The organism is Sphingobium sp. KCTC 72723, assembly GCF_014280435.1.
Taxonomy (GTDB): domain Bacteria; phylum Pseudomonadota; class Alphaproteobacteria; order Sphingomonadales; family Sphingomonadaceae; genus Sphingobium.
Genome location: NZ_CP060388.1, coordinates 1129830 through 1156483 on the forward strand (window position 1 = coordinate 1129830; position 26654 = coordinate 1156483).

The following is a 26654-nucleotide window of genomic DNA, read 5'->3' on the forward strand; positions in this document are numbered from 1 at the left end:
CTTGTCCTCTCTCTCAGGCCGTTGCTGGCGAGGCATTCGGGGCCTCTTCATCGTGCTGTTTTGCAGGCCGGCGACCGATCCGCTCGCCCAAGCCCAATACAACCTTGGAAATGGCAGGCAGCACCAGCAGGGTCAGGATCGTCGCCGCGATCAAACCGCCGATCACGACGGTAGCGAGCGGTTTCTGCACCTCGGCGCCGGTGCCGTGCGCGAGCGCCATCGGTACGAAGCCAATCGCCGGCACGAACCCGGTCATGATGACGGGCCGCACCTTCTCGAACGTGCCCTCGATGATGGCCCGGCTCAACTCGACGCCCGCCTCCAGCTTCTCCCGGATCGCGGTCATCACGACGAGACCGTTCAGGACCGCGACCCCCGCAAGACAGATAAATCCGACCGCGGCGGAAACGGAGAAGGATATGCCTGTCAGCCAGAGGGTGAAAACGCCGCCCGCAAGGCCCAAAGGCACCGCGAGAAACACCGACGCGGCCCGGGCAAGACCGCCGAGCGCCATGTAGAGCAGACCGAATATGGCAAGAAAACACAGGGGCACGACGATCGCGAGACGCTGCGACGCCGCTTGCAGGTTCTGGAACTGGCCACCCCACTCCAGATAGGAGCCCGATGGCAAGGCCAGCTTGTCGACCTTGGCCTGGGCCTCGGCGACGAAGGAACCGACGTCACGACCGCGCACATTGGCCTGGATGACGACGCGCCGCTTGCCATTCTCGCGGCTGATCTGGTTCAGACCTTCGCTGAACCGGAACTGCGCGACCTGCGAGAGAGGTACGGAACCCCTGTGTCCGCCGGCTTCCTGGGGAAGCAGGACAGGAAGCGCGGCCAGGGCATCGAGGCTTTCGCGCGTGGCCGCCGGTACGCGCACGGTCACCTCGAAGCGCCGATCGCCCTCAAAGAGCAAACCCGCCTCACGCCCGCCCATCGCGGCCGCAACCGTGTCGGCGACTTCCTCGATGGTCAGGCCGTAACGCGCGATCGCCGCACGATCGAACTTCACGTCGAGCGTTGGCGAACCGCTGGTTTGTTCTGCCTTTACGTCCGCAGCGCCGGGAACGGTCTGGAGCGCACGAACGATTTCCTGCGCAGTGACGCCCATCTTGTCGAGATCATCGCCATAGAGCTTGATCGCGACATCGCCACGCACGCCCGCGATCAGCTCGTTGAAGCGGAGCTGGATGGGCTGGCTGACCTCGAAGGCATTGCCGATCTTCGCGCCGGACTTTTCTTCGATCCGCTTGAGCACGTCGGCCTTCGTGTTGACGCCTTCAGGCCATTCTTCCTGTGGTTTGAGGATCACAAAGCCGTCGGAAATGTTCGGCGGCATCGGGTCGGTCGCTACCTCCGCCGTGCCGGTTTTCGAGAACATGACCTCAACTTCGGGCAGGCTGGCGACTGCCTTTTCGACCTCGCGCTGCATCTCCAGTGACCGCTCAAGCGACACGGAGGGGACGCGGGTCGAGGCAAGCGCGACATTCTTCTCGTCGAGCTGGGGGATGAACTCCTGTCCCAAGAAGCCGAAGACCAATGCCGACGCCGCGAAGAAAGCGAAGCCGGCGCCGATGAACGGCCATGGCTTTGCCACCGCTTTGTGCAGCAACGGCGCATAGCGCGCCTTGGTCTTGGCGATGATCCAGACCTCCTTTTCCGAGACCTTGCCTCGGATCAGGAGCGCAACCATCGCCGGTACGAAGGTGAGCGCAAGGATGAACGCCGCGACCAATGCGAGCATGATCGTGATGGCCATTGGCGAGAAGGTCTTGCCTTCCACACCGGTGAACATGAGCAGCGGTGCAAAAGCGAGCAGGATGATGCCCTGGCCGAACACCGTCGGCTTGATCATCTCCTGGGACGCCCGCATCGTCTCTTCGAGACGTTCGCGCAGGTTGAGCAACCGGCCTTCATGCTCCTGGCGGTGGGCGAGCCGCGCCAGGCAGTTTTCAATGATGATCACCGCGCCATCGACGATCAGGCCGAAGTCGAGGGCGCCGAGGCTCATGAGGTTACCCGGCACGCGAAAGGCATTCATGCCGATCGCCATCATCAGGAAAGAGAAGGGAATGATGAGGACTGCGATGATCGCCGCGCGGACATTGCCGAGCAGCAGGAACAGCGCGGCCGCGACCAGGATCGCGCCTTCGATCAGATTCCTTTGAACCGTGGCAACGGTCGCATTGACGAGCTTCGATCGGTCGAGGACCGTCGTCACCTTGATCCCTGGCGGCAGCGACTTGCCAATCCCGTCCAGTCTCTCCCCGACATTGCGCGCGACGACGCGGCTATTCTCGCCGATCAGCATCAACGCGGTGCCGATGACGGCTTCATGGCCGTTCTGGCTCGCAGCGCCCGTGCGCAACTCGCCGCCGATCTTCACATTGGCGACGTCCTTGACCGCGATCGGCAAGCCGCCACGGGTCGCGACAATGGCGTCGGCAATCTCGTCGATATCGCGAATGCGCGCGTCCGCGCGGAGCAGGAACGCCTCACCGCCGCGATTGAAGTAGTTGGCGCCGACTGCGAGGTTCGATGCCTCCAGCGCCTTGGCGAGTTCGGAATAGGAGATGCCGTAGGAGGACAGCTTCACCGGATCGGGCTCGACGATATATTGCTTGGCGTAGCCGCCAATCGAGTCGATGCCGGCGACGCCCTTTACGGTGCGAAGCTGCGGACGGATGATCCAATCCTGTACCGTGCGCAAATAGGCGGCACGGCCCACCTCGTCGGTCAGCCGCGCGCCTTCCGGGGTCAGAAAACTGCCATCCGACTGCCAGCCCGGCTGGCCGTTGCGAACGGTCGCGCCTTTCCCGCCGGGATTGGCGAAATCGACCGAATACATCAGCACTTCGCCAAGGCCCGTCGTGACCGGACCAATCTGCGGCTGGACACCTTCGGGAAGCGTATCGCGTGCCTGTGTCAGCCGTTCGCTGACCTGCTGGCGAGCGAAGTAGAGATCGGTCTTGTCGGTGAAGATCGCCGATACCTGGCTGAAGCCGTTGCGCGACAGCGAGCGGGTCGTTTCAAGGCCGGGAATGCCAGCCAGGGCGGTCTCGATCGGGAAGGTGACGCGCTTTTCGATTTCAATCGGCGACAGGCCGCGTTCGACGGTGTTGATCTGGACCTGATTGTTGGTGATGTCGGGCACTGCGTCGATCGGCAGCTTTGTCAGCTGCCACGCGCCGAAGCCGGCGATGACGAGAAAAAGGAGAACGACCGCCCAGCGTGCGCGGACGGATAGCGCCATTAAGTTCGCGATCATGGGTTCATTCCTGGGATCGTGCCCGCCGCGTCAGCGGTGGAGGCGTAGGACACAATGATTTGGGAGACAGCGGCAGCGTCCGCGATCGGCAAGCGCACGGCATATGAACCGGTGCGTGAACCCTTGGGGGCGATCCTGCTCCAGCGCGTGTCGGCGGTTACGTCGGGGCGACCATCTGAAAAACGGGCCACGACGTGCAGATGCCCATGAAGCATGCCAAGAGCCAATGCTGGGCGCCGGACCAGTCCGTGAACCAGAACGGTGTCACCGCCGTCCTCGGCATGGACGCTCCAGATTTTAAGCGATTTGCCGGATCTCGCTTCAGGCGTGATAGCGAGCGCCGGATTATTGGCGCAGGCTGACGTCAAAAAGCCGACCGCGCTTCCTGCTACGATCTGCAGGGTTGTGGCGCGCCTCATTCCTCTTCCCCCGCGCCCTTGCCGAGCTCGGCTTTGAGCAAGAAGGCGTTGCGGGTGGCGATGGCCCGCCCAGCAGGGAAGCCCGACGCGACTTCAATACGGCCAGCGCTGCGCTGGCCGGTCGTCACCGGCGTCGCCTTGAAGCCGTTGGCGGTACGCACGAACACGACGTCGCGACCGCCCACGGACTGCACCGCTTCTTCGGGAACGACGATCGCATTGGACGTCACGCTCCGGCTCGGAATCATCCGCACGCGGACCGCAAGGCCGGGTTGAAGCAGGCTGCTGGTCACGTCCAGGACCGCAGTAGCAGCGCGCGTTTCGCCGCTGAGCGTGGGTGTTACAGCCCGCACCAGCGCATCGACAGTACGGCCATCAGGGAGTTCGATGATCGCCTTGTCCCCTGCTTCGAGACGAGCGGCATCAGCGGCACCGACCGCCGCTTCGATCTGGATCTGGCGCGGATCAGCGACCCGAAACAGCTCCGTCTCCGGTTGTACATAGGCTCCAAGACTGACCTTCATTGCGGTCACGCGACCCGAGATCGGACTGGCGAGGACAACGCCGCGACCATCGGACGTGATGTTGGCGGCACCCGCTGCAACCGCCGCTCGCCGCGCTTCCGCAGCGGCCGAGGCCGCTTCTGCCTGTGCGGTCTCCAGATCGACCCGGGCGGATACCTTCTGGTCATAGAGATAGCGTTCGCGGGCCAGCGCCTTCTGAGCCAGCGTTGCCTTGGCGCCCGCGGCCGTGCGGTCCGCCGCAATCTGTGCCGCATCGCGGCTTTCTACCACCGCCAGCGCCTCACCGGCACGAACCGGATCGCCCAGCCTCTTCAGGACACGCGTTACGGCGCCACCCGCCCTTGCGGTCACGATCGCCTCACCGGTCGGCGACGGCGTGACGACGGCCTGGGAGATAATCTCTGCCCCAAGCCCGCCTGCGGCGATCGTCTCGGTGACAACGCCGGCATCCTTGATCGCGGCCGCAGTCATCGTGATCGTATCGGCGGGTGCATCGGCCTGAGCCTCGTCGCTCTTTGCCGCAGTTTCGGTCGTGGCCGCGGGGGTGTCGCTCGTGCAGCGCGCGACGGTAAAACCGCCGACGGCAGCGAACAACACGGCACCCGCCACGCCGCCCAGAAGGCGCTTGTCTTGGATCATACGATATCTCCGGAATGGGGCTGGCCTGGGCACGATAGCCCGGCGATCGACGGCGCATGTGCCGTCATGATGGGAAAGTGCGCGGCGAACCGCAGCTTGAAGGAGGATAGCTGCATCGCTCAGCGCTCCCGCAATTCAGGCGCGGGCGCGGTCAGTCGCTCAAGGCGAGCCTCGGCATCGTGATAGGCTGCCAGGGCATCGGTGAAGGCAGCGCGTGTCTCGGCAAGCGTTCTTTCCGCCTCCAGCAGGTCGAGCTGACTGAACTTGCCCTGGGCATAACCGACACGGGCAATCCGCGCGGCCTCCAATGCCGCGGCAAGGCCAGGGCCGCCCATGGATCTGGCCGATGCCGCCGCATTGGCGAGTTGGGCCTGCGCGCCTGCAATGGCCTGCTCGGCCTCGATGATCGCCAGCCTGCGATTGGCGTCGGCGCGATCCTGCTCCGCCCGGGCCTGGCTGACAGCTGCGGAACCGTTGTTGAAGACGGGAAAGGGAATGGCGATCCCCACCACGGCCGCCATGTCGTTGGTCTGCGCGAGACGACGTGCGCCAGCGCTGATCGTGATGTCGGGAATGCGCTGGGATCGTGCGAGCCGAACCTGGGCGCTGGCCGTATTCACGTCCGCTTGGGCGGCGGCAAGCGCCAGCGTTCCGTCGGGCGCGATCGTCATCACCGGCCCGTAGCCGCCGATACGGTCGAACCAGGCCAGATCAAGCGCACCATCGATGGGCTGACCGATCAGGCGCGCGAGATTGCCGCGTGCCACTTGGGCCTCGCGGGTCGCCCGTTCCAACCCAAGCTCGGCGTTGACACGCAGCACGTCGGCACGCTGCTGGTCGATCGGTGCCCCCGCGCCGGCAGTCACGCGAACGCGCGCCGCCCTGAAGGCATTGCCTGCGATCTCTGCTTGCTGGCGTGCGACGTCCACCCGCCGTTCGGCGGCGGCCGCCTCGATATAGGTTTGCGATATTCGCAGATTGAGGTCTGCAAGCGCGATAGCTGCGTCGATGCGAACGCGATTGCTGCGGGAATCGGCGACCGCGATGCGGGCCGAACGCTTGCCGCCCAGCTCGATCGGCAAGGCAAGACTCGCGGTCGTTTCGGCGCTTCGGACGCCGCGATAATCACCCGACCCCGCGACATTCTCCGTCTGCACCTGAATCTCAGGATTGGGCCGAAGGCCAGCGATGGTGCGGGCAGCGCCAGCCGCACGCAGGTCGGCGCTCGCAGCATCGATACTGGGGGAGCTGCCCCCCGCGATGGTACGGGCACGGTCCAGCGTGAAGACAGGTTGATTGGCAGACGGCGGCGATGTGGCCGTCTGCGCCTGCGCGATCGACGCGCAGGACGTTACGGCCAGTAAGGCCGCGATGACACGATGCATGGATAAAGAACTCCTGACGAACCTTGAGAGCCCACCGGTCGATGCCGGAGGGAGCTAGGGAATCGTCAGGCTTGTGGAGGTCGTAGCGCCGCGTCAGCGGCCGCGGTTGCCATGGCTATCGCCTGGCCGGGCCGCATGATGGATCCAGCTGAATCCTGTCCAAAGGGTTCGGCCTTCGCCAATGGTGCTGCGACATGATGGCCATGGCAACTGCCATGATGGTGCGGATAGCCCTTGTCGCTATCGGCGGGTACCTGGTCGCCATCGCCATCGGCATGACCAATCTCGGCGGCGCTATTGGCATCGATACAGACGATCGGCTCCATTGCATGCGTGACCGACCCCATCCCCAGGGACAGGAACACGGCCAGGCAAGCAAAAAGGATCGTCAATCGATGCATCTACGCTCCTTCTAGCAACTATCGGCTCGTAGAGGCCAGAGAATGTTGTGCCGAACCTTCACTTGCCGGATTCGGGCGCAGTTCTGCGCGAGCCTGGCTGATGATTTGCAGACCGCCCCAGATACCCAGGGCCGCCATGATCAGGGCGACAGCGAGATCCGGCCAGGCCGTGCCCGTCCCGACGACACCGGCTGCCGCTAGCAGGACCGCAAGATTGCCGATCGCGTCGTTGCGCGAGCAGATCCAGACCGAGCGCATATTGGCGTCGCCACTCCGGTAGCGATAGAGCATGAGCGCAACGCTGCCGTTGGCGATCAGGGCGATGACCCCGACGATCCCCATCGTCTCGGCCTGCGGCACGCCACGGCCCAACGCCGCAAGGACCGTGGTGACGAGCACATAAAGGCCGAAGGCGAGGATCGTGCCGCCCTTGAGCAGCGCGGCGCGCGACCTCCAGCCCAGCGCCATGCCGGCGACCCCGAGACTGATTGCATAATTGGCGGAATCGCCCAGGAAATCGAGTGCGTCCGCCTGCAGGGATCGCGATCCCGAAGCGATACCCGCGACGATCTCGCCCAGAAACATTGCCAGATTGATCGCGAGCGCGATCCACAACATGCGGCGCCAGCGCGGATCGGGCGCTTGCGGCGCGTCCGACTGGCAGCTGCTACAGACCATGGATCGGGACTCGGACAGACATCATGAACATCTCTATGCACCCTCTAGTTGCTAGAGGGTCAAGGCAAATAATGTTCGCTCGCGCCGCCCGCATCAGCCGGTTGCCGCAGCGGCGCGGCGCCGGTTGAGAATGAAGCCGCCGAGCACCGCGATGAGCATCAGGAGTTGGGCGGCCATCGATTGCATGGTCGGGAAGATGCCGAGCATGGAAATGCGGATTCCGCCGCCAAGCGGGGCGATGTCGATGATGCCGGCTTCCTGCAGCGCCGACACGCCCTTGCCGGCGAGCACGATGGTGAGGATTGCCATCAACCACGCGCTATAGGCGAAGAATTTCGCGATCGGCAGGTCGCGGCTATAACGCAGCATGGCCCAGGCAATGAGCCCGAGCAGCAGGACCGCCGAGCCGGCGCCGACCAGCATCATGCTGCCATTGCCCTGGGTCCAGAGCGCGGCATAGAACAGGATCGTCTCGAAGACCTCGCGATAAACGACGATGAAGGCCAGGCCGAACAGGAACCAGGCCGACTGCTTCGACAGCGCGCGCGACATCTTCTCCCTGATGTAGCGTTGCCATTGGTCCGCCTGTGCCTTTCCGTGCATCCAGATCCCCACGGAGAGCAGGACGACGGCCGCGAACAGCGATCCGAACCCTTCGGTAAGCTCCCGGCTCGCGCCGCTGATGCCGATCGCATAGGTCGCGATTCCCCAGGTCAGGGCGCCCGCCGCCAGCGCCCCGATCCAGCCGCCATGGACGTAGGGCAGCACTTCAGGCCGCTCCGCCTTGCGCAGGAAAGCGACCATCGCAACGACGATCAGCAGGGCTTCGAGCCCCTCGCGCAGCAAGATGGTAAAGGCGCCCAGGAAGGTCGATGCGCTGCTCGCTGCGTCGGGGGACAATGCCGCATCGGCGTCGTCGAACAGACCGTCGAGCACCTGGACGCGGGTGGCGATCTCGTCCGCGGGGCGCCCCTGCTGGAGCCCCGCCCGGAATTCGCCCATGGTGCTTTCGATATGCCCCATGAGCGTTGCATCGCGCGCGGTCAGCATCGGCTCGAGTGGCTCGAAGCCATCGAGATAGGCGGAGAGCGCGAGTTCCTGGGCGGCGTGGCGGTCGCCACCACGATAGGCGGCAAGGCTCTGTGCCAGCTTTTCGCGCGCGATGGTCAGCGAACCGGGGGCCTGCCGGATCACCGCGTCCGGGTGGCGGCGCAGATAGGCGATCACCGCGTCCGCCTTGGCAGGTCCGAGCGTTTTCGCAAGCGACTCGGGTGTCAGCCCCGCCAGCGTCGTCAGGTCAGGGATCATGTGCCGCAGGTCGGGATCGGATTTCCACAGCCGCTCGCCCTGACTGGCAAGAGCATCGGGAAATGCGAAGCGACCGGCATAGAAGGCCAGCGCCCAGCGATCTTCGCTCGGCAAGGTCGCAAAGCTTTGCATCGCGGTGCCGTCAATGCCCTGACCGATCACTTGGTAGAGCGCGAAGGGACTGCGCTGCCGCGCGCGCTTCACCTCGCTAAAGGCGATCGGCGGCGTCGTGAGCTTTGCAGCATCGGGGCCATGCCCATCTCCGGTCATGCCATGGCAGCTCGCGCAATTCTGCGCGAACAAGGAGGCGCCCCGGGCCAGGTCGGGCGCCTTGCTCGGCGCGAGGGGCACCGGATAGGCCTTGAGTAGATCGGCGGCGAGGCCGTGGGCGATGCGGGCGACTTCCTCGGGCGTGCCTTTCGCGGCAATCAAACCCTGGAGACGGGTTGCGCCGGCGATCAGCGGTCCGCGCGCCGGTGTGGGCGGCAGAGCCGCGAGGCGGCTTGATACCGACGCCGCGAATTCGGTCATCTCGGCATATTCGGAAGGACTCTTCACCCGCCCGCCGCTGACAGCACCGCCATAATCGACCGCCATATAGTCGAGCAGCCGCCATGCCGTCTGCACGTCAGCAGTATCGGCGTGGGCAATGGTGCTGACACCGGCCATACAGAGAAATGCTGCCAGGACGGCCAGGGCGCGCCGAAACAACGGCTTTGGTCCCGGTGTGACGGGAGGACTCGGGCGGCGAGATTCGGCAGGGTGGAAGCGAGGCATCCCGGCCTCATAAACCCTCTAGCAGCTAGAGGGTCAAGCAGTTCTGCAACTTAGTTGCAATAGCGGGTCATCCCGAGCGCTCGATATCCGGCGCCAAAGTCTCGATGATCCGACATTGCGAGATAGTCCCCTGCCCGCATTGGACGATGAGATTGCCCAGCTCCGAACGCAAGGTCGCCAGATCCTTCAACTTGCGATCGATCTCGGCGAGATGTTCTCGCGCGATGAGATCCACCGCCGAGCAGGAAATGTCCTTCTGGTCCGCCAGGCCGAGCAGCGCCTGGACTTGGTCGAGGGAAAAACCGAGAGCCCGCGCGCGACGGATGAAGCTGAGCCGCGCAAGGTGCTGGGGCAAGTAGGCACGATAATTGTTCTTCGTGCGTTCAGGCGCCTCCAGCAAGCCGGCGCTTTCATAATAGCGGATCGTCTCCACCTTCGTTCCCGTGGCGGCGGCGAGCTTGCCGATGCTGAGCGACCCTGACGCCATCGACCATGACCCTATAGTGACTTTAGGCTTCTATAGAGACCGTTGGCACAAAGAGTCGAGCAGGCTGTGGCGCCGGAGAAGGCCGGCGCCATCGAACCTGGTCAGGGCTGCTTGTGGATCGCGGTCACCTCGCCCGCGCTGCCGGTCAACGTAAGGTCAAAATCGACCTTGTCGCCGACCTTGGCAGCATCGGTGATCGCCGGTGCAGCCTTGAACGCCATCGTCATCGCCGGCCATTTGGCTTCGGGGATCGGGCCATGATCGAGCGTGATCGTGCCCGCGGTCTTGTCGATGGCGGTGACCGTACCATGACCCTTGGCCATGATCGGCGCAGTGGCCGCCGGTGCCATCGCCATGTTGCCCATGTCGCTGTTCATGGTTGCGGCAGCAGGCGCCGCCTGGTTGGTCTCGGCCGCAACGGGAGTCTCCGCTTTCTTGCCGCACGCGGCAGTCATGGCGGCGAGGCCGAGGGCAATCGTCAGTCGTACATAGGTCATGGTCTTCTCCTTGCAGGTTAAACAGGTTGGCGGATGGACTTTGCCCGTCGCCGCCGGAGCAAAAGATAGGCGGCGGGAAGGACGAACATCGACAGCAGTGGCGCGGTGAGCATGCCGCCGATCATCGGGGCGGCGATCCGGCTCATCACTTCGGAGCCTGCGCCCGATCCGAGCAGGATCGGCAGCAGACCGGCGAGGATGACCGCGACCGTCATCGCCTTGGGCCGGACGCGAAGCAACGCGCCCTCGCGCACCGCCGCCTCGACCTGACCGGCATCAAGGTCGTCACCGCGCTCCTCCAGCGCATTTTTCAGGTAGATCAGCATCACCACGCCGAACTCGGCCGAGACGCCGGCGAGTGCGATGAACCCGACCCCGGTTGCGACCGACTGGTTGAATCCGAGCAGATAGAGGATCCAGATCCCGCCGGTGAGCGCGAACGGCAGCGTGCCCATGATCAAGGCCGCTTCGTCGAACCGGCCGAAGATCATGTAGAGCAGCACGAAGATGATCAGCAGCGTCGCAGGCACGACCAGCTTGAGCTTGTCGACCGCGCGCTGGAGATATTCGAACTGGCCTGAGTAAGCGATGCTGACGCCCGGCGAGAGCCTGACCTGCTTCGCCACCGCGCGTTGCAGATCGCCAACCACCGAGGCGAGGTCGCGCCCGCGCACATCGACATAGACCCAGGTCGAGGGCCGCGCATTCTCGGTCTTGAGCATCGGCGGTCCTTCGGCAATCGATACATTGGCCACGGTGCCGAGCGTGATCTGCTGGCCCGACGGGGTGAGGACCGGCAATGTCCGCAGCCCTTCGAGGCTGTCGCGCAGCTCGCGCGGATAGCGCACGCTGATCGGATAGCGGGCCAGCCCCTCGACTGTCTCGCCGATCGTCTCGCCGCCGATCGCGCCCGAGACGATCGCCTGCACATCGGTGATGTTGAGCCCGAACCGTGCGGCGGCGGCCCGGTCGATATCGACATCGACATAGCGCCCGCCGGTCAGCCGTTCGGCGAGGGCGGAGGAAACGCCCGGCACGGTCTTGGCGACCGTCTCGACATCATGCGCGATGCGATCGAGCTGGACGAGATCGGCGCCGGAGACCTTGACCCCGATCGGGCTCTTGATGCCGGTCGCCAGCATGTCGATGCGGTTCCTGATCGGCGGCACCCAGACATTGGCGAGGCCGGGCAGCTTCACCGTCCGGTCGAGTTCGTCGACCAGTTTCTCCGGCGTCATCCCGGGACGCCATTGGTCGCGGGGCTTGAACTGGATCGTCGTCTCGAACATCTCCAGCGGTGCCGGATCAGTCGCGGTCTCGGCGCGACCGGCCTTGCCGAACACGCTCTCGACCTCGGGCACCGTCTTGATCAGCCGGTCGGTCTGCTGGAGCAGTTGCGAGGCCTTGGCCGCAGAGAGGCCCGGCAAGGCCGAGGGCATGTAGAGTAGGTCGCCCTCATCAAGGTTGGGCATGAATTCGCCGCCAAGCCGGGTGAGTGGCCAGGCCGTTGTCGCGAAGACCAGCGCTGCGATCAGCAGCACCGCCTTGGGTTTTCGCATCGTCCAGTCGATCGCAGGCCGGTAAAGATCGGTCAGCCAGCGGTTGACTGGATTGGCCTGCTCGGCGGGGATACGGCCCCGGATCAGCCAGCCCATGAGTATCGGAACGAGGGTCACCGACAGGATCGCCGCCGACGCCATCGCATAAGTCTTGGTGAAGGCGAGTGGCGCGAACAGCCGGCCTTCCTGTGCCTCCAGCGTGAACACCGGAATGAACGACAGCGTGATGATCAGCAGGCTGAAGAACAAGGCCGGCCCGACTTCGGCCGCCGCCTCGGTGACGACGGTCCAGCGCATCTCACCCTCGAGATGCTTGCCAGGATGCTCCTGCTCCCAGCGCTCGATCTTCTTGTGGGCATTCTCGATCATCACCACGGCCGCATCGACCATCGCGCCGATGGCGATGGCGATACCGCCCAGCGACATGATATTGGCATTCACGCCCTGGAATCGCATGACGACGAACGCGGCCAGCACGCCCAATGGCAGGGTCAGGATCGCGACCAGCGCTGAGCGGACATGCCAGAGGAACAGCCCGCAGACGATCGCGACGACGATGAACTCCTCGATCAGCTTGTGGGTGAGATTCTCGACGGCACGGTCGATGAGCTGCGAGCGGTCATAGACCGTCACCACCTCGACGCCGGGCGGCAGGCTTTTCTTGAGATCGACGAGCTTGTCCTTGACCGCCGCGATCGTCTCACGCGCATTCTTGCCCGAGCGAAGGATCACCACGCCGCCGGCGACTTCGCCTTCGCCGTTCAGTTCCGCGATGCCGCGCCGCATCTCGGGGCCGATCTGGATGGTTGCGACGTCGCCGAGACGCACGGGTACGCCACCGGCCGCCGTCTTCAGTGGAATCACCCGGAAGTCGTCGAGCGTCTTCAGATAGCCCGAGGCGCGGACCATATATTCGGCCTCGGCCATTTCGAGCACCGAGCCGCCCGCTTCCTGATTGGCCTGTTGGATCGCCTGGACCGCCTGTTGGTGGGTGATCCCGTAAGCGGCGAGCTTCACCGGATCGAGCAGCACCTGGTATTGCTTGACCATGCCACCGATGCTGGCGACCTCGGCAACACCGGTCACGGTCTTCAATTCGTAGCGCAGGAACCAGTCCTGAAGCCCCCGGAGCTGCGACAGGTCATGCCGGCCGCTCCGGTCGACTAGCGCATATTCATAGACCCAGCCGACCCCGGTGGCGTCAGGGCCGAGCGCGCTGCGAGCGCTCGGCGGCAAGCGCCCCTGCACCTGATTCAAATATTCGAGCACGCGGCTGCGTGCCCAATAGAGATCGGTCCCGTCCTCGAAGATCACATAGACGAAGCTGTCGCCGAAGAAGGAATAGCCGCGCACCGTCTTCGCGCCGGGCACCGACAGCATGGTGGTGGTCAGCGGATAGGTGACCTGGTTCTCGACGATCTGCGGCGCTTGCCCCGGATAGGAGGTGCGGATCACGACCTGCACGTCGGACAGGTCGGGCAGCGCATCGATCGGGGTCGAGCGCACCGCCCACAACCCGGCGCCGACCAATGCCAGCATCGCGATCAGGACGAAGAAGCGGTTCCTGACCGACCAGCGGATGAGATGGGCGATCACTGGCCAGCGACCTTCACCATGCGCCGCACGGTCGGCCCCGCCGGTGGCCGGTCGAACCCGAAGCGGACGCGGTCGCCGGCCTTCAGGCCCCGCACGACCTTCGGATCGGGAAGCTGGAACGTCATCGTCATCGCCGGCCAGCTGATGGCGGGCACCGGCTCATGGCTGAGCGTCACCGAATTGGCGGTGATCTGCTCTATCTTGCCGACGGTCTCGTAGAGCGCGGCCGTAGCTGCTGGTTTGACGGCAGCCGTCGGCGTGCCCCCGATCGGCCGCGCCTCCACGCCCGAGAGGCTCGCCTCGGAATCAATCAGGAACTGGCCCGACGCGACGATCTTCTCGCCTTCGCCGAGGCCCGCCAGGATCTCGGTGTCGCCGCCGGATTCACGGCCGGTCTGCACTTCGGCAGGCCGGTAGCGCCCCTTGTCTAGTGCGAGCATCACCAATGTCCGCTTGCCGGTGCGGATCAACGCTTCGGATGGCACCAGCAGCGCCGGTTGTGCGCTGCCGCCGAACGACACGGTGGCGAACATGCCGGGACGCAGACGCCCGCCGCGGTTGGGAAGCTCGATCCGCACGGTCAGCGTCCGGCTATCCGCCTGTGTCTGGGGCAGGATCGCGGAAACACGGCCCGACAAGGTCTCGCCGGGAAATGCCGCGAGCGTTGCCTGCACGGTTTGCCCGGGCCTGAGCGGACCGGCGATCGCCTCGGGCACGGCGGCGTTGAGCCAGACCGTGCCGAGGCCGTTGACCTCGGCGAGTGTCTGCCCCGCCGTCATCGTCATCCCTGCCCGAACGTCCAATGTCTTGATGACCCCACCGGTCGGCGTGGAGATCGTCACCACGTTATGCGGTCGCCCCGTCCGCTCGACCGACGCGATCGTGCTAGACGGCATTCCAAGCAGCGCGAGCCGCTGGCGCGCCGCCTGGATCAACGCTGCGTTCCCGGAGCGGCGAACCGCAAGAAACTCGGCCTGTGCGCCCGCCCATTCGGGAACGAGCAGATCGGCAAGCGGGGCACCGGCGCCGATGATGTCGCCGGGCGCACGGGCATAGACACGGCTAACGAACCCGCCCGCGCGCGCCTGGACGATCGCGACATCGCGCTGATTGAAGTCGATCGTGCCGGTGGCGGTGAGGCTACTGGCGAGCTCCCCGCGGCGCGCCGCAACTGTGCGGAGCCCCAGCGTTTGCGAGGTCGCCGGATCGATCCGCACGCCGGGTGCGTCGCCCCCGCCTTCGTCGGCATATTTGGCGACAAGCTGCATATCCATGAACGGCGACTTGCCCGGCTTGTCGAAATGCTGCGACGGCACCATCGGATCGTACCAGTAGAGCGCCTTACGGCCGGAATCGGCTGTTTGCATGTGAGCTGTTTCACTCCCACCGAGATGCGCGATGCCATAGCCGCCGACACCGGCGACGAGGGCGAGCGCTGCGGCAGCCAGTCCGAGCCGGGCGCGCGGTGAGATCTCGAGGCTCATTGGTCGGCGCTCCGATAGGTGAGGGTCAGCCGCGCGCCGTCGGCGGCGACCAGGGCTTCGCGGTCGAGGGCAGTGAGGGTCGCGTCGGCGAGCGCGGCATAGGCGTCGGCGACATCGACGAGACTGGCGCGTCCAGCGCCGTAGCTGGCAGTCTCCAATTTGACGCGCTGGTCGGCAAGCGGCTGCAGCGTGTCCCGCGCGCGCATCCACTGCTCATGATGCATGACATGATCGGCGAGATCGGCGTCGAGGTCGGCGGCGAGCGCGCGGCGGGTGGCCTCGCGTTCGGCCAGGACCCGCCCCGCATTCGCCTGGGCCACGGCGATCCCGGCATTCTGGCGATTGCGGGTGAAGAACGGCAGGCTGACGGTTACACCGGCAGAAACATAATCGCCGAACCGGGGATCGCGCCGTTGATAGGCCAGGTTGACACCGAAATCGGAGCGCCGCCCGGCGTCGGCCAGGCGAACATCGGCATCCACTTGCCCCGCCTGGGCATCGATCATTCGGACGGTGGGGTTGCGATCGAGGCCCGCTCGCAGGGTTGCCGCATTGACCGCAAAATCGGGGATCGGTCCGGCGATCTCGGGCGCGGGATCGCCGGTCCAGCGGGTCAGCGTCGCGCGTGCCCGCGCCACATTCGACACCAGTTCGCTGCGGCGATCCTGCATGGCGGCGACAGCCTGCTGCCCGGCGAGGGTCTGCGCCGGCCGCGCATTGCCCGAGGCGACAGCGCCTGGCGTCGTTCCCACCACGCGCTCGAGGCGGGACAGGACATCGTCGAGTGCAGCAAGTCTGCGTTCGGCATAGGCCAGGTTGATCCAGGCGAGCGCGGTGCCGACCTCGACCGTGCGCGCCTCGACGGCGGTATCGGCCTCGGCCGCCTTGATGTCACTATCGGCGCGCGCCTGCTGCGCGTGCCGCTTGGCGAGGTTGGGGATCTCCTGGGACACACCGACCCGCGCCATGGTGAAATCGTCGCGCTGCGGTTCGAACGCGAGCGGTCCCGAGATCGGGAAGCTCTCGACGCTCACGCCAAGCGTCGGATCGGGCAGTGCCCCGGCCGCGCCACGCGCGGACCGCGCGGCATCGGCGCCGAGCGTCTTGGCCTTGATCGACGGCGCTTCCTGCCGAGCGCGCTGGAGCGCGGTCTCGAAGGTGAGCGGATCGGCGAATGCAATGCCGGGAATTGCCGCGAGCAACGGCGCGCAAAGAAACAATCGCATGGGAAACTCCTGATCGGAGGATCAGGCCGACATCGCGCACTATGACAGGCATGTCAGTGGCGGCAGGATGGGGGCATCCCGTCGCCACTGCTGGTCTAGCTGTCTATGCGACCTGAAGCGGCCAGAACCTGCTCCTAGCCAACCGAAGGGGTCGAGGGTGATGCCATGCTGTGCATCTGCTTCATGCAATCAGCAGCACCGGTGCTGCTCATCTTCATCATGTCGCAGTCGCAAGCCGCCACTTGCGTGGCATCAGGCACCCATACACGCCGCTGGGCCGGCCCCGTGGCACGCGGGCCATATTGCGGAACCGACTTCCACTCATAGTGGCCGGACTGTTGACTGTGGTCGGGTTGGCCGGCGAACGCAGCGACGGGTGCGGCAAGGGCGAGCCCCAGCAGGGCATAGAAAACACGGTTTTTCATGACTGTAATCCTTTGGCAAAACATCGTGGTAGCAGCAGGTTGAGCAGGATGTTTGGTGCGCGACAGGCGCAACGACCCTGTCAGCCTGACGGCCGGTTTCGATCAGCCAAGGAGAGTCGGTGGTTCCGGTTCAGGAGTAAGATCACTGCCGCGCAGGACCGTGGTGGTTGTCCAGAAAGCCAGGATTGAACCGGCTTCGCGGCTGCCAAGCACCGGTGCGTCATTGCGCACGGCCATGGGAATAACGCAGCCCATCGCGGCGATGCAGGCCAAGGTCATGCCCTTGCACGGTTTCTGCGCAGGCTGCTGTTGCTGCGCCATCATCTTCATGCAGTCTTCGGACATCCCGGAAGCGGCCATACTCGACATCGCCATCGGCGCGGACGCCGCAGGCGGGCCGGACGCAAAGGCGGCTTCCTGGCCGAGCAGACCGATCAGGGCTCCAAGCAGGAGAAAGAGATGAAGCGCACGTTTCACAGCCGTAACCGAATACACCACTCATGATCCAGGGACAACGCCATACTCATCCGCCGTGGCGGGCGAAGATGGTTTCGCGGCCCGCACCAAAGGCAATGACATTGAAAGATTGGACCGCCTGCCCTGGGACTTCCATGCCCGGTGATCCGACAGGCATGCCCGTTACGGCGAGACCGCTCACACCACGCGGACGCTGCGCGAGAACGCGCTTCATGTCCGCGATGGGGACATGTCCCTCGAAAACCATGCCATCGACGATCGCTGTATGACACGATGATAGCCGAGCCGGTACGCCGTGCGCGCGCTGAAAGGAGGATCGCTGCTGATCGTCGACGATGGATAAGCGCCGGCCGAATTGCTGACGGACCTGGGCAGCCCATTGCTCGCAGCAACCACAGCCGGGATCCCGGTGAACGACGATGTCCGCAGCCGCTATCGCAAGCGAAGGAACGCCGAGGGCGAGGCACGCTGCAAAGAGGGAGGCAGACTTCATGTCGTCATTCCTGTTCGTACGTTCGATAACCACCGCCGGCTGCGGCCAATCACGCACTTGACCCTATTATACAGCTGCGATGCCCTTATCGTTACATACGCAGCGGAAAGATCCATCCCTCAGAAAAACACATTGCACCGGCGACCGACGTCAAAACCAGCTTCTCAAGCCGATCACAAAGCTCGTCGTTCCGACATTCTTGCCGTCGACCCGCGCATAGCGAGCCGTATCGCCAACTTTCCGATCATAGGACACACCGATATAGGGCGCGAACTCCCGCCTGATCTCATAGCGAAGCCGCAGACCCAGTTCGGCGTTCGATAGGCCCGAACCAATCCGGTTCTCGGGTACATCCTGCGCCGCGAAATTCAGCTCGACGCGCGGCTGGAGGATCAGGCGTTGGGTGATCCGCTGATCATAGTAGCCCTCGGCGCGAGCGAGAACATCGCCCTTGTCAGACAGGAACAGCGCGCCTTCGATCTCAAACCAGTTGGGCGCCAGTCCTTCGATACCGATGGTCGCATAAGTACGCGAGGGGTTCGGCTTGAAATCGTACCTGACACCCGCCTGCAGGTTCCAGTAGGGATCCATCGCACGGCTATAGAGCGCCTGCACTTCGGCGCTATCGACGCCGCCGCCCTTGAACGCCCCTTCGCCCTCGCTCTTGACGACCAACCGGTTGATGTCCCCGCCGAGCCATGCCTCTCCGTCCCAGCGAAAGCCGTCGCCACCCTTGCGCGCCTGATACTCGGCCAGATTGAACATGACCTGGTGGAAGCTGCCGCCACCATGCTCCCTGTAGAGATCGGTCCGCACGCGCGCCATTTCCGCAGCCGGAAAGGCGCGATCGGCATAATGGTCGGTCGGCGGCGCAGGCGCCGGGGCGTTGCCGGGCGCCAGGGCGGTGCCGCCCGTTCCATGGTCAGCCGTGCCTGGTCCCATATCCATGCCGGGCATGGTGGCCATGTCGTGCTTTCCCGCGCCCGCCGCCGCCGGAGCGCCGGGCATGGCCATCCCGGGCATCGTCGTCATGTCATGGTCCGCATGCGGATCCGCTCCCCCAGCGACTGCCGGAGCGGGCCTTGCGACGGCCGGACGCGCTGGCGTGGATGCCGACGCGCGCGGAACAGCGGGCCGCGGTCGTTGCGTCGGCGGCTTTCGCACTGTCGGCTTTGCCGCAGGCTTCTTCGGCGCCGGCATCTGCATGCCAGGCATGTTCGAATGATCCATCGCCTGCGCCGCGACCGGGGCGGGGATCGCGAGCGGCGCGAGCGCAAGGAGAAGGATGCGGTTCATGCCGCGTCTCCTCGCGGACGGACCGAGACAACCTGCATCATTCCGGCGTGCATGTGGTAGAGCATGTGGCAGTGGAACGCCCAGTCGCCGACCGCGTCAGTGGTGACATCGAAGGTCGCCTTGCCGCCCGGCAGCACGTTGACCGTGTGCTTGCGCGGCGCATATTCGCCATGGCCCGTCACCAGCTCGAAGAAATGGCCGTGGAGATGGATCGGATGCGACATCATCGTGTCGTTGACGAGCGTCACCCGCACCCGCTCGTCCTTCAGGAACGGGATCGGCGCCTTGACCTCGCTCATCTTCACCCCGTCGAACGACCACATGTACCGCTCCATGTTGGCGGTCAGGTGAATCTCCATGGCGCGATCGGGCGCGCGTATATCGGGATTGCGCGTCAACGCCATCAGGTCGCGATAGACCAGTACCTTGTGACCGACATTTTCGAGGCCCTGGCCCGGGTCGCCGGTCCGGTCCATCGCCATCGGCGCGATCGTCTGCACCCCCGGCCCCATGCGAACCTGCGGCGCATTCTTCGGGTCGCGCATGTTCATCCCGCCCATCGCGGAATGATCCATTCCGGACATTTCGGCGCCGGCTTGCGGCGCCATGCCTGCCATCGCGCCAGCGGCTCCAGCCGCCATGTCGTGGCCCATGGCCGCATGGTCCATGCCGACCATGCCGCCGTCGGGCTTGCTCAGGTCGATCGTGCCGCCGCCCGATCCCGACATATCCATGCCAGACATGTCCATCCCCATGTCCTTCATCGTTGCGACCGGCCTCGACCGGAGCGGCGGCACTTCGGCTGCCATGCCTTCGCGCGGCGCCAGCGTTGCGCGCGCCAGGCCGGAGCGATCCACCGCCTCGCCGACGATCGTGTAGGCCCGTTCGTCGGTCGGCGTGACGATCACGTCGAAGGTCTCGGCGACCGTGATCTGGAATTCGTCGACGGTGACTGGTCTGACATTCTGCCCGTCAGCCTGGACGATGGTCAGCGCGAGACCCGGAATCCGGACATTGAAGATCGTCATCGCCGAGGCGTTGATGAAGCGCAGGCGCACTCGCTCGCCCGGCCGGAAAAGCGCGGTCCAGTTGTCGCGCGGGCCATGGCCGTTGACGAGATAGGTGTAGGTCGAACCCGTCACGTCCGACACATCGGTCGGGTCCATCCGCATCTTGCCCCAGTCCATCCGCTCTTTTAGCGACTGGTCTCGCCCCGCGAGCAGCCCGGCCAACGTCTGCTTCTGGTAGTTGAAGTAGCCAGCCTGCTGCTTGAGCTTCAGGAAGATCGCATGCGGATGCATCGCGCTGTGGTCCGAAAGGACGATCACATGTTCGCGGTCGTAGCGAACAGGATCCTCGCCCTCGGGGTCGATGACGATCGGGCCGTAATGGCCCATCTGCTCCTGCAGGCCCGAATGGCTATGATACCAGTAGGTGCCCGCCTGGATGATCGGGAATTCATAGACGAAGATCGATCGTGGGCGGATACCTGGGAAGCTGATGCCGGGCACACCGTCGAACTGCGCCGGCACGAGCAGTCCATGCCAATGGATCGAGCTGTCCTCGTCGAGATCGTTGGTTACCGAAAGCCGGACTCTCGTCCCCTGTTTCAGCCGGATGAGTGGCGCCGGAATGGTCCCGTTGACTCCGATCGCATGAGTTTCGCGGCCATCGACCGTCATCATCTGGTGGGCAATTTTCAGTGCTATATCGGTACCGCTTACCGATGGTAGCGGGCGGACGATTCCGGCTGACACCGGCTGCGCCCACGCCGGAAACCAGTTCGCGAGGGACAGCCCCGCACCGCCAAGCGCGGCGCCACGCAACAGCGACCGTCTATCGAGGTGGGAGATACGCATGGCAGGAAGGCCCCTGAATGAAAAAGCTATCGATCAGGATACGCATCCAGAGCATCAGTCCCTCAAACTTTCCTGCAATTTGGAACGCGCGCGATAAAGCCGCGTCTCGACCGCCTTTTCGCTGATCCCCAGAACCTCGGCCGTCTCGATCTGCGACAGCCCCTCGATAGTTCGCAGCACGAGGGTATCGCGCAGCGCTACGGGCAAAGCCCCGATCGCAGCCATCGTGCGCTTCAACTCCTGGCGGTCAGAAAGAAGTGCTTCCGGCGTCGCAGCATCGTCCGCGACCTGGCTCGCTTCGTCGATCGGGAGTGCAAACGACAACAGCCTACGAACTGCGCGGCGACGCGCCCAGTCATGGCACTTGTTGATAGCGATGCGCGCGATCCACAGACGAAACGGTCGCGCGCCGTCATAACGGCCAAGCGCGGAAAAGGCGGACAGGAAGCTTTGCTGGGTGACATCGAGCGCCGCATCCGCGTCTCCGATATGCCCACGGATCAGGCGATATACGCCGTCGCGATGGCGGCGCATAAGTTCGCCATAGGCGGTCTGCCGGCCAGCCAGAGCCAGCGCGGCCAGTTCGCCGTCCGTACAGCCGGCAAGGTCGACCGTCACCGATCCTTGGCCGTGAGCGCCTTGACCACCGCGGAATCGAATTTGGCCGCCTGATCGGCGCGCAGCACGCTACGCATGGCGAAGACATGTTCGAGCGTCTCTTTTTGAAGCTGACCCATCGCCTGATGCGAGCGATCGACCGCCGCACTCACCTGCGGACCATAGCCATGCTCCGCCTCGATCGCGTCGGCGAGGCGCGCATTGTCGGCGCGAAGCTCGAGTTCGAGCGCCTGCTTGCGCACCGCGAACCGTCGCTCGATCTCCTCGATCCTGGCATGCTGGCCGGCATCCAATTCCAGTTGGCTGTGAAGGAGCGAGTGCAGCTCGGTTTCGACGGGCATCTGTCGTGCCACATAAGCCCGCCCCACGAATACGCCGACAACCGCCGCGACAAACGCGATCAGCGCGATGAGCAGCAGGCGACGACGGTCGTTCATTCGCTACCGCCCAGAAGGGTCGAGGGAACGAGCGCGGACGGCGCACCAAATGGCGTAATCGAGGCAGCACGGACCGGCGTACCGGGAATGACCGAACCGGCAATCCCGATCGAAAGCGCCGCCAGCGCCGCCAGGCCGAAAACGCTTCCTGAAAGCGGCCGGGAGCCAAGCGCGCGAGACGTTAGCCCTTCCAGCACCGCGCCGTCGATCGCCCCCAATCCAGGATGGACGGGCAGTTCGCGCAGCCGCGCCAGCGCTCTATCAATATCGGTCATGCGTCAATCTCCACGCTCTCTACCGATACTACGCATCGGTGCCGGCGATCCCTCATAGCATATCGTCACAGCGCTATGAGGGGTGAGGCCCTACCCTGCGTATTCAGCAGGGAAACCAAGAGGAGTCCCCCATGAAGTCCGTTCGCGTCATCGGTGCGGCCATTGCCGCCGCCCTCGTCACCATCACCGCTCCGGCCATCGCGCATCCGAAACTGATATCATCGACCCCGGCGGCGCAGGCGACCGTCACCAACGCAACGCAGGTATCGCTGACTTTCAGCGAAACGCTGATGGCGCCCGTGTCCGGGATCGACCTTGCCATGACCGGCATGCCCGGCATGGCGAACCACGCCCCGATGAAGATAGCCGGCTTCAAGACTTCGGTCGCCGCAGACGGCAAGACGTTGGTTGCGGTCTTTCCGCGCCCGCTGCCCGCCGGCACCTATAAGCTCGACTGGCATGCAGTATCGACCGACACGCACAGGATCACCGGAACGCTCGCCTTCACCGTCCGATAGGTCATGCTGGGCTGGCTTCTGATCGCAACGCGGCTCGCGCTCTACCTCGATCTCGGCCTGCTGTTCGGCGCGCCCTTGTTCGGCCTCTATGCGCTGCGTGGCGATGAGCGAATCCATATGATCCGGTTCAGGTCGCTGATCGCAGGATTGGCGGCAGTCGGGATCATCGCGACCCTGTTGGGTTTCGGTCTGATATCTGCCGCCATGAGTGGAACCGATCTCTGGAGCATCGACAGGAACGTCTTGACGATGCTCCTGACCGAAACTGCGGTCGGCCGGGCATTTGGCGTCCGTGAGGTCTCTCTCATCTTGATCCTGGCGTGGGTAATGTTGGTGCAGCGTCCGTCAGCCAGATCCCTGACGGTCGTTTCGGCTCTGGCGGCGATCGCGGTCGGGACGCTTGCCTGGTCGGGTCATGGCGCCGGGACCGAAGGGACCAGCGGTTTGCTCCACCTCACGGGCGATATCGCGCACCTCCTTGCCGCATCTGCGTGGCTTGGTGCGCTCATGATGCTCATCGTGCTGACGCTTCCTACGCGGGTGACCGACGTCTCGTGGATCGAGGCCGCGCACCGCGCACTGAACGGGTTTGCAACAGTCGGGTCGATCATTGTCGGGCTGATCGTCATCACCGGAATCACGAACGGCCTTTACCTGATCGGCACCGACAAGATCGCAAACCTTGCGACCGACCTTTGGGGCCAGCTGCTGCTGGCGAAGATCGCCCTGTTCGTCGCCATGCTGGCGATGGCGGCGGCCAACCGCTTCCGGCTTACGCCCCGTCTTGATGAGGCAATCGCGCACGGGAGTCCTGGCCGGGCGCTTTCGAGCCTGCGGCGGAGCATAGCGCTGGAAGCCGCGATGGCGGTCACGATTCTTGCGTTGGTTGCATGGCTCGGGACGCTGGAGCCCCTCGCCGCTCGATAGATAATTTGTAGCAGCCCTTGACCCTGACACGATGTCAGACCCTAGATAGGGGGCGTCGATAAGGAGAACGGGAATGTCCGAACCAAAATCCGTGGCGCATGGCGGTCAAAATCAAGCGTGTTGCGCTGGTCACGCGAAGAGCGCGCTCGGTCCCGCAGGTTCGGAGCAGGCCCTCGATCCCGTTTGCGGGATGACAGTCGATCCGGGGGTGACACAACATCACGCCGATCATGACGGCAAGACCTGGCATTTCTGCAGTGCCGGCTGCCGCGCCAAGTTCGTTGCCGACCCAGCGCGCTATCTCGCCAAGGCAGATCGTCCGGCGCCGGACGAACCAGCCGGCGCGATCTGGACCTGTCCGATGCATCCCGAAATCCGTCGACCGGGGCCGGGAGCCTGTCCGATCTGCGGCATGGCGCTCGAACCTGAGGTCGCGACCGCCGACGCCGGTCCCAGCCCCGAACTTGTCGATATGACGCGGCGCTTCTGGATCGCTCTGGCGCTGACCGTGCCCGTTTTCCTGCTCGAAATGGGCGGCCATCTGTTCCCGGCGCTCCACCATCTCGTCCCTGAGCGGATATCGGGATGGATTCAATTCGCGCTGGCAACCCCCGTCGTGATCTGGGCGGGCTGGCCCTTCTTCGAGCGCGGTTGGGCATCGCTCCAGACGCGAAACCTCAACATGTTCACGCTCATCGCGATGGGAACCGGTGTCGCTTGGGCCTACAGCGTAGTGGCCACGCTTGCCCCCGGGATATTCCCGGCAGCGTTCCGCATGATGGACGGCACGGTCGCAATCTATTTCGAGGCCGCCGCGGTCATCACCGTCCTCGTGCTCCTTGGGCAGGTTCTCGAACTGCGTGCTCGCGAGCGCACCTCAGGCGCGATCAAGGCCCTTCTCAATCTGGCACCCAAGACTGCCCGTCGGCTCCTGCCGGACGGTAGCGACGAGGAAGTCGCGATCGACCTGATCGCCGTCGGCGACAGGTTGCGGGTCCGTCCCGGCGAGAAGGTGCCTGTGGATGCGATTGTCGAGGATGGCCGCTCTTCGATCGATGAGTCTATGGTGACCGGCGAGTCGATGCCGGTGACGAAGACGGTCGATGCCCATGTGGTAGCGGGCACTATAAACCAAACGGGATCTCTCCTCATACGCGCGGACAAGGTTGGCCGCGATACGATGCTGGCGCGGATCGTCCAGATGGTGGCGGATGCGCAACGCTCGCGCGCGCCGATCCAGCGCATGGCCGACAAGGTTGCCGGGTGGTTCGTCCCTGCGGTGCTTGGCGTCGCGCTGCTCTCCTTTGCGATATGGGCAATATGGGGCCCTGAACCGCGACTGGCGCACGGCCTCGTAGCCGCGGTCGCGGTGCTGATCATCGCTTGTCCCTGCGCGCTGGGCCTGGCGACGCCGATGTCGATCATGGTCGGGATCGGACGGGGTGCGGGCCTTGGCGTCCTGATCAAGAATGCCGAGGCGCTGGAGCGAATGGAGAAGGTCGATACGATCGTCGTCGACAAAACGGGCACGCTCACCGAAGGGCGACCTTCGGTGACGAGCATCGTGGCGATAGACGGCTTTTCGGAGCACGACCTTCTTCGCCTGGCGGCGGGCGTCGAGCGGGCGTCGGAGCATCCGCTGGCGCTCGCGATCGTCGCGGCCGCTAAGGACCGTGACATCGACGTTCCCGAGGTCTCCGACTTTGACTCGCCTACCGGCAAGGGTGCGGTCGGGACCGTGGACGGCAAGCGCATCTTTCTGGGCGGCGCGGCCTATCTCAAGGAGAATGGGATTGATGTGTCAGCCGCAGCTGCACGGGCCGATGAGCTGCGGGCGGACGGGGCGACGGCGATTTTCGCCGCCGTTGACGGCCGGGTCACCGGGATTCTCGCCATTGCCGACCCGATCAAGGCAACGACAGCGGAGGCGCTGGCCGCCTTACGAAAAGAGGGCGTGAGCGTCGTCATGCTGACGGGCGACAACCGGACGACCGCCGAGGCGGTGGCCCGGAAACTTGGCATTGATGCGGTTGAAGCCGAGGTGCTGCCCGATCAGAAGAGCGCTGTCGTCCTGCGGCTGCAACGCGAAGGCCATGTCGTCGCGATGGCAGGCGATGGGGTGAACGATGCGCCCGCTCTCGCGGCAGCGGACGTCGGCATCGCCATGGGTTCGGGCACCGATGTCGCCATCGAAAGCGCTGGAATCACGCTGCTCAAGGGCGATCTCAATGGCATCGTGCGAGCGCGGCGGCTGAGCGAGGCGACGATGGCCAACATCCGCCAGAACCTGTTCTTCGCCTTCATCTACAATGCCGCTGGCGTCCCCATCGCCGCCGGCCTGCTCTACCCGGTGTTCGGCATCCTTCTGTCGCCTGTCATCGCTGCCGCAGCAATGGCCCTGTCATCCGTCAGCGTCGTCACCAACGCGCTGCGTCTCAATCGGGTGACGCTGTGAACATCGGCGCGGCCTCCGACGCGAGCGCTGTGTCGCAGCGGATGATCCGCCATTATGAGAAGATCGGGCTTATCCCGTCGCCGCCGCGACGTGACAGCGGGTATCGTGACTACTCGCAAGCCGACGTGCATCGCCTGCGCTTCATCGCCAACGCCCGCGATCTCGGCTTTCCCATCGAGGAAATTCGCGTGCTGCTCGATCTCTGGTCCGACCGCGATCGCGCCAGCGCGGAGGTCAAGGCACTGGCGGAATCGCGCGCCGCAGATCTCGGCCGGAAGGCGGACGCGCTCAATGCGATGCGCGAAGCATTGCTCGACTTGGCGAAGGGCTGCCACGGCAACGAGCGGCCCGAATGTCCGATACTCACGCGCCTGGCTTCCTGAGCCTATCTGGCGGGGTCGGACAGGGCGCGCTAGCCGCCAGGCTAGCCGATTCACTTATGCAGGCCGCGTCCTGTCAGCTTCGCGAGCCGGCGCGGTAGGTCGGCAGCGATCTTGCGTTGTTGTTGCGGCTGCGCCTTCTTCCATGTCCTGCATTCGGGTTTGGACCTGCCGCACCCTCGGCACCAGCCGGTCGAACCGTCGAACGCGCATAAGTCTATGCACGGAGACTTCATGCGTGCG

At 64.7% G+C, this 26654-nt stretch carries 25 protein-coding genes; 4 read left to right on the forward strand and 21 right to left on the reverse strand.

Going from position 1 to position 26654, the window contains the following annotated elements:
- Positions 1 to 13: 13 nt before the first annotated feature.
- The 20 genes from SPBM01_RS05585 to SPBM01_RS05680 all read right to left on the reverse strand — a co-directional run bounded on the left by SPBM01_RS05585 (position 14) and on the right by SPBM01_RS05680 (position 22131).
- On the reverse strand, positions 14 to 3271 hold the full coding sequence (locus SPBM01_RS05585) for an efflux RND transporter permease subunit (RefSeq protein WP_188064373.1): 3258 nt from the start codon (positions 3269 to 3271) through the stop codon (positions 14 to 16).
- Positions 3268 to 3690, reverse strand: a complete 423-nt coding sequence (locus SPBM01_RS05590; RefSeq protein ID WP_188064374.1) for a hypothetical protein — start codon at positions 3688 to 3690, stop codon at positions 3268 to 3270. Before SPBM01_RS05590 ends, SPBM01_RS05585 begins: the two co-directional genes overlap by 4 nt.
- Positions 3687 to 4853 carry an efflux RND transporter periplasmic adaptor subunit gene (locus SPBM01_RS05595; RefSeq protein WP_188064375.1) on the reverse strand — a complete coding sequence of 389 codons (1167 nt, stop codon included), beginning with the start codon at positions 4851 to 4853 and terminating at the stop codon, positions 3687 to 3689. Before SPBM01_RS05595 ends, SPBM01_RS05590 begins: the two co-directional genes overlap by 4 nt.
- 119 nt (positions 4854 to 4972) lie before the next feature.
- The gene (locus SPBM01_RS05600) at positions 4973 to 6238 is read right to left on the reverse strand and encodes a TolC family protein (RefSeq protein ID WP_188064376.1); all 1266 of its coding nucleotides are present in this window, start codon (positions 6236 to 6238) and stop codon (positions 4973 to 4975) included.
- A 65-nt stretch (positions 6239 to 6303) separates the two neighbouring features.
- Positions 6304 to 6639, reverse strand: a complete 336-nt coding sequence (locus SPBM01_RS05605; RefSeq protein ID WP_188064377.1) for a hypothetical protein — start codon at positions 6637 to 6639, stop codon at positions 6304 to 6306.
- 18 nt (positions 6640 to 6657) lie between these two features.
- Positions 6658 to 7317, reverse strand: coding sequence for a cation transporter (locus SPBM01_RS05610; protein WP_188064378.1), 660 nt, complete (start codon positions 7315 to 7317; stop codon positions 6658 to 6660).
- 93 nt (positions 7318 to 7410) lie between these two features.
- Positions 7411 to 9294 (reverse strand): cytochrome c/FTR1 family iron permease, encoded by a 1884-nt coding sequence (locus SPBM01_RS05615; RefSeq protein ID WP_188064379.1) that lies wholly within the window; start codon positions 9292 to 9294, stop codon positions 7411 to 7413.
- A 175-nt stretch (positions 9295 to 9469) separates the two neighbouring features.
- A complete protein-coding gene (locus SPBM01_RS05620) occupies positions 9470 to 9889 on the reverse strand; it encodes a MerR family transcriptional regulator (protein ID WP_188064380.1) in 420 nt (139 codons plus the stop codon).
- Positions 9890 to 9990: 101 nt separating this feature from the next.
- The gene (locus tag SPBM01_RS05625; protein WP_188064381.1) at positions 9991 to 10386 is read right to left on the reverse strand and encodes a copper-binding protein; all 396 of its coding nucleotides are present in this window, start codon (positions 10384 to 10386) and stop codon (positions 9991 to 9993) included.
- Between the two features lie 17 nt (positions 10387 to 10403).
- Positions 10404 to 13541 carry an efflux RND transporter permease subunit gene (locus SPBM01_RS05630; RefSeq protein ID WP_188064382.1) on the reverse strand — a complete coding sequence of 1046 codons (3138 nt, stop codon included), beginning with the start codon at positions 13539 to 13541 and terminating at the stop codon, positions 10404 to 10406.
- Positions 13538 to 15025: an efflux RND transporter periplasmic adaptor subunit gene (locus SPBM01_RS05635; protein ID WP_188064383.1), complete on the reverse strand. Its 1488-nt coding sequence runs from the start codon at positions 15023 to 15025 to the stop codon at positions 13538 to 13540. Before SPBM01_RS05635 ends, SPBM01_RS05630 begins: the two co-directional genes overlap by 4 nt.
- Entirely contained in the window at positions 15022 to 16251 is a 1230-nt protein-coding gene (locus tag SPBM01_RS05640) for a TolC family protein (protein WP_188064384.1), read from the reverse strand. Before SPBM01_RS05640 ends, SPBM01_RS05635 begins: the two co-directional genes overlap by 4 nt.
- A 134-nt stretch (positions 16252 to 16385) precedes the next feature.
- Positions 16386 to 16676 (reverse strand): hypothetical protein, encoded by a 291-nt coding sequence (locus SPBM01_RS05645; RefSeq protein ID WP_188064385.1) that lies wholly within the window; start codon positions 16674 to 16676, stop codon positions 16386 to 16388.
- Between the two features lie 102 nt (positions 16677 to 16778).
- The gene (locus tag SPBM01_RS05650; protein WP_262504339.1) at positions 16779 to 17171 is read right to left on the reverse strand and encodes a hypothetical protein; all 393 of its coding nucleotides are present in this window, start codon (positions 17169 to 17171) and stop codon (positions 16779 to 16781) included.
- A 28-nt stretch (positions 17172 to 17199) separates the two neighbouring features.
- A complete protein-coding gene (locus SPBM01_RS05655; RefSeq protein WP_188064386.1) occupies positions 17200 to 17646 on the reverse strand; it encodes a DUF411 domain-containing protein in 447 nt (148 codons plus the stop codon).
- 150 nt (positions 17647 to 17796) lie between these two features.
- Positions 17797 to 18942 (reverse strand): copper resistance protein B, encoded by a 1146-nt coding sequence (locus SPBM01_RS05660; RefSeq protein ID WP_188064387.1) that lies wholly within the window; start codon positions 18940 to 18942, stop codon positions 17797 to 17799.
- Positions 18939 to 20801 (reverse strand): copper resistance system multicopper oxidase, encoded by a 1863-nt coding sequence (locus tag SPBM01_RS05665; protein ID WP_188064388.1) that lies wholly within the window; start codon positions 20799 to 20801, stop codon positions 18939 to 18941. Before SPBM01_RS05665 ends, SPBM01_RS05660 begins: the two co-directional genes overlap by 4 nt.
- 54 nt (positions 20802 to 20855) lie before the next feature.
- A complete protein-coding gene (locus SPBM01_RS05670) occupies positions 20856 to 21419 on the reverse strand; it encodes an RNA polymerase sigma factor (RefSeq protein ID WP_262504340.1) in 564 nt (187 codons plus the stop codon).
- Positions 21416 to 21856, reverse strand: a complete 441-nt coding sequence (locus SPBM01_RS05675) for a periplasmic heavy metal sensor (protein WP_188064389.1) — start codon at positions 21854 to 21856, stop codon at positions 21416 to 21418. The genes SPBM01_RS05670 and SPBM01_RS05675 overlap by 4 nt, the downstream gene beginning before the upstream one ends.
- Positions 21853 to 22131, reverse strand: a complete 279-nt coding sequence (locus SPBM01_RS05680) for a hypothetical protein (RefSeq protein WP_188064390.1) — start codon at positions 22129 to 22131, stop codon at positions 21853 to 21855. The genes SPBM01_RS05675 and SPBM01_RS05680 overlap by 4 nt, the downstream gene beginning before the upstream one ends.
- A 131-nt stretch (positions 22132 to 22262) precedes the next feature.
- Here SPBM01_RS05680 and copC point away from each other — a divergent pair, with 131 nt between their 5' ends.
- The 4 genes from copC (at position 22263) to cueR (ending at position 26414) form a co-directional block, all read left to right on the forward strand.
- Positions 22263 to 22649, forward strand: a complete 387-nt coding sequence (copC, locus tag SPBM01_RS05685; protein WP_188064391.1) for a copper homeostasis periplasmic binding protein CopC — start codon at positions 22263 to 22265, stop codon at positions 22647 to 22649.
- 3 nt (positions 22650 to 22652) lie between these two features.
- On the forward strand, positions 22653 to 23576 hold the full coding sequence (gene copD, locus SPBM01_RS05690) for a copper homeostasis membrane protein CopD (RefSeq protein ID WP_188064392.1): 924 nt from the start codon (positions 22653 to 22655) through the stop codon (positions 23574 to 23576).
- 73 nt (positions 23577 to 23649) lie between these two features.
- The gene (locus SPBM01_RS05695; RefSeq protein WP_188064393.1) at positions 23650 to 26031 is read left to right on the forward strand and encodes a heavy metal translocating P-type ATPase; all 2382 of its coding nucleotides are present in this window, start codon (positions 23650 to 23652) and stop codon (positions 26029 to 26031) included.
- Positions 26028 to 26414, forward strand: a complete 387-nt coding sequence (gene cueR / locus SPBM01_RS05700; protein ID WP_188064394.1) for a Cu(I)-responsive transcriptional regulator — start codon at positions 26028 to 26030, stop codon at positions 26412 to 26414. The genes SPBM01_RS05695 and cueR overlap by 4 nt, the downstream gene beginning before the upstream one ends.
- Positions 26415 to 26464: 50 nt before the next feature.
- Here the strand turns inward: cueR and SPBM01_RS05705 are convergent, their stop codons facing one another.
- A complete protein-coding gene (locus SPBM01_RS05705) occupies positions 26465 to 26647 on the reverse strand; it encodes a DUF1289 domain-containing protein (RefSeq protein ID WP_188064395.1) in 183 nt (60 codons plus the stop codon).
- Positions 26648 to 26654 lie beyond the last annotated feature (7 nt).